Here is a 2,693-nt window from a genome sequence, read left to right as displayed (position 1 = left end):
TGAGCTTGTAAAGCCCCTCACGCTGATAGACGTCGATGAAGTTCAGACCGCAGGCCTTGTGCGCGATCCGGATTTCGCCCGGGCCGGGATCGCCGACCGGGCGGTCGACAAGCGTCATCGCCTCTGGCCCGCCATGGGCCTCGATCACCACTGTCCGCGCCATATCCACACCTCCGCCCATGCCGTCCCGCCCACTCTAGGCATCTGCCATTGCAAGGTCGAGACATGAACGGATTACTGGGGCGGGCCTTAGGGTGATCCGCCCCGGCAGACGCATCAGGACAATGCGGGTTTCAGGGGCGGAATCGCGCCGATCACAACGAGGTCGAGCAGGATCACCGCCAGGATCGTCAGCCCCAGCATCGGGAAGGCGAGCGCCAGCGCCAACGTCAAAAGGATCGCCCCCATGGCAAACGGCACCTCGGCGGGGCGTGGTGGCGCGGCCAGCCGTCCCGCCCCCGTGGGCCGCCGTTTCCACCACATCACGATGCCGGACAAAGGCACGAAGATCATCGCAAGGCAGAAGAGCGTGTTCAGCGCGATGTTCCACCAGCCCATATCGCCTTCATGAAAGGCGATGCCCCAGGCCATTGCCTTGGCATAGGCCGAATAGTCGGCATATTGCACATCGGCCAGAACATTGCCGGTGTACCTGTCGATATGCAGCGTGCGGTCGGCCGAGGGGCGCGGCCCTCATTCGACATGCTGTCATGGCTGATCGTCCAGACACCGGTCTCTTCACCCGGGAAGTTGACCTGATAGCGGTGCAGAAAACCCAACCCGTCGGCGAAGGCGCCGATTGTGTCGAAGCTGACCGGCCCATCGATGGCCGCGGTCCCGGCAAGCGATCCTGATGCCGGAAGCGGCGTTTGTTCCAGCCCCCAGGGCACCTCCTTGGCCGCGCCGTGGTTCATGTCGGCATGGGTCTTGTCCGACAGGGGCACATTGTCCCATTTCGCTGCCGGGAAGGTGGACCAGGCCTGCACCAGCTTGCCACCCCAGATCCCCGCCCAGGAAAGGCCCGAGATAAGAAAGACAACGAGGATAAGCATGGACCAGAGCCCGAGCGCGCCATGCAGCGACTTCCAGAAGGCCCGGCCGCCGCGCCGGATCGTCAGCGCGCCCGCCCAGCCTGCGCCATTGCGCGGCCAGTGCAGGTAAAGCCCCGATACGCAAAGGAACAGCCCGAGGCTGGCCGCCGCCTCAATCAGACGGTCGCCGGTCTTGCCGATCAGAAGTGAGCCGTGGATGTCGGTCAGCCAGTCATACCAGCCCGCGCGCCAGGGAAACGTCTCCAGCACCGCGCCGGTATAGGGGTCGAGCGCGACACCGGTCTTGCCCGCTTCGGTCGCGACCGCGAAAGCCGCCGCCCGGTCGGCGGCAAGCGGGGCCACATATTGTGTGGCATGGCTGCCCGGCACCGCCGCCTCGGCGGCGGCCTGCTGTGCGGACAGGGTCAGGGGGGCGGCGCCCGGCGTGACGGTCAGCTGTTCGCCGGATATGCCGGACAGGACCGCGATCCACATGGCCAAAAGGCCGGTCGCGGCAAGCATCATCAGGAAGGGCGCGGTATAGAGCCCCGCATAGAAATGCCAGCGCCAGGCGGCAAAGTAGAGTTTGTTCGCGCCCGAAGGCCCCGCCGGAGCATCGGCCCCGAAGGTTGCATCTGTCATGAATAAAGTCCGTTGCTGAGGTTTCGGTGTCGTCGGAAACGTCAGGCAGCGGATGGGGGCCCCGTTGCGGGTGGCAATCCGGTCGCGCGCGTTGCGGCCAGCAGTTGCGGAACGGGTGGGGTCTTGCCCGGCGTGACGGCGCCCGCAATTGCCCGTAGCTCTGGCCGCGCGAGGTCGATCACAGCGTGATGCGACGCGGCCCAGTCGCACCGCTCCGACACCCCGTCAGGGTCATGCTCAACCGGCGCACCGGTCACCGGATCGAAGGCCAGCGTCACCGGCCCGTCGCCCGTACAAAGCACGAGCGCGACGGTGCCATCCACCCCGCGGGACGGCATGACGGCAGGTGACAGTAGCGACAGGAGCAGGAACGGCAAGAACATTGCCCAGACCAGGTATGCCCGCAGGCTATGGCGCGAATTCTGTCCCATCACGCCCTGCGTTACCCTTGGGCAAATCGCCGGTCAACCAGGTCGAGAGGCCCGACATGTCGTTTTTCCGCTGCTTTAGGTCGGGCTGACATTTCCACGTTTTTACGGCTCTGTCAGATAGGGGCCAGAAAATTGCCCCGAGGAGTCGGCCCGATGAAAACCCATGTCAAAGCCCTTGTCGTCGGCGGCGGTGCCGTCGGAACCGGGATCGCCTATCACCTGGCCAAGGCTGGCTGGGATACGATGCTTCTGGAGCGGGACGAACTGACCAGCGGTTCGACCTGGCACGCGGCTGGCCTGCTGCCCTTGTTCAACATGTCCTATGCGACCACGCATATCCACAAATACTCGGTCGACTTCTATAAATCGCTTGAGGCGGAAACCGGCCTCAATGCCGGTTTTGCCGTGGTCGGCAACCTGCGCATGGCGCAGACCGACGCCCGCATGGACGAATACATGCTCTATTCCTCGGTCGCGGAAACCTGTGATGTCTATCACGAGTTCCTGACGCCGAAGGAAATGAAAGAGCGTTGGCCGCTTTTGCGCACCGATGACCTCAAGGGCGCGTTGTTCCATCCCCAGGACGGCT

Annotated in this window: 2 protein-coding genes and 2 pseudogenes; 1 reads left to right on the top strand and 3 read right to left on the bottom strand. The window is 64.4% G+C overall.

Annotated elements, in window-relative coordinates:
- The 3 genes and pseudogenes from WBB85_RS00805 to WBB85_RS00795 form a co-directional block, all read right to left on the bottom strand.
- Positions 1 to 163 (bottom strand): annotated as a pseudogene (locus WBB85_RS00805) (quinone oxidoreductase); the annotation flags it as partial.
- A 113-nt stretch (positions 164 to 276) separates the two neighbouring features.
- Positions 277 to 1,673 (bottom strand): annotated as a pseudogene (locus tag WBB85_RS00800) (PepSY-associated TM helix domain-containing protein).
- Between the two features lie 41 nt (positions 1,674 to 1,714).
- Positions 1,715 to 2,050: a hypothetical protein gene (locus tag WBB85_RS00795; RefSeq protein ID WP_432636717.1), complete on the bottom strand. Its 336-nt coding sequence runs from the start codon at positions 2,048 to 2,050 to the stop codon at positions 1,715 to 1,717.
- A gap of 207 nt (positions 2,051 to 2,257) precedes the next feature.
- Here WBB85_RS00795 and WBB85_RS00790 point away from each other — a divergent pair.
- Positions 2,258 to 2,693: NAD(P)/FAD-dependent oxidoreductase (locus WBB85_RS00790; RefSeq protein ID WP_432636716.1), on the top strand; the 436-nt coding region annotated here is incomplete at its 3' end.

The organism is Albidovulum sp. (genome assembly GCF_049646345.1).
Classification (GTDB): Bacteria; Pseudomonadota; Alphaproteobacteria; order Rhodobacterales; family Rhodobacteraceae; genus Albidovulum.
Note: the sequence above shows the minus strand (reverse complement) of the source record. Positions and strands in the feature narration are given on the sequence as shown.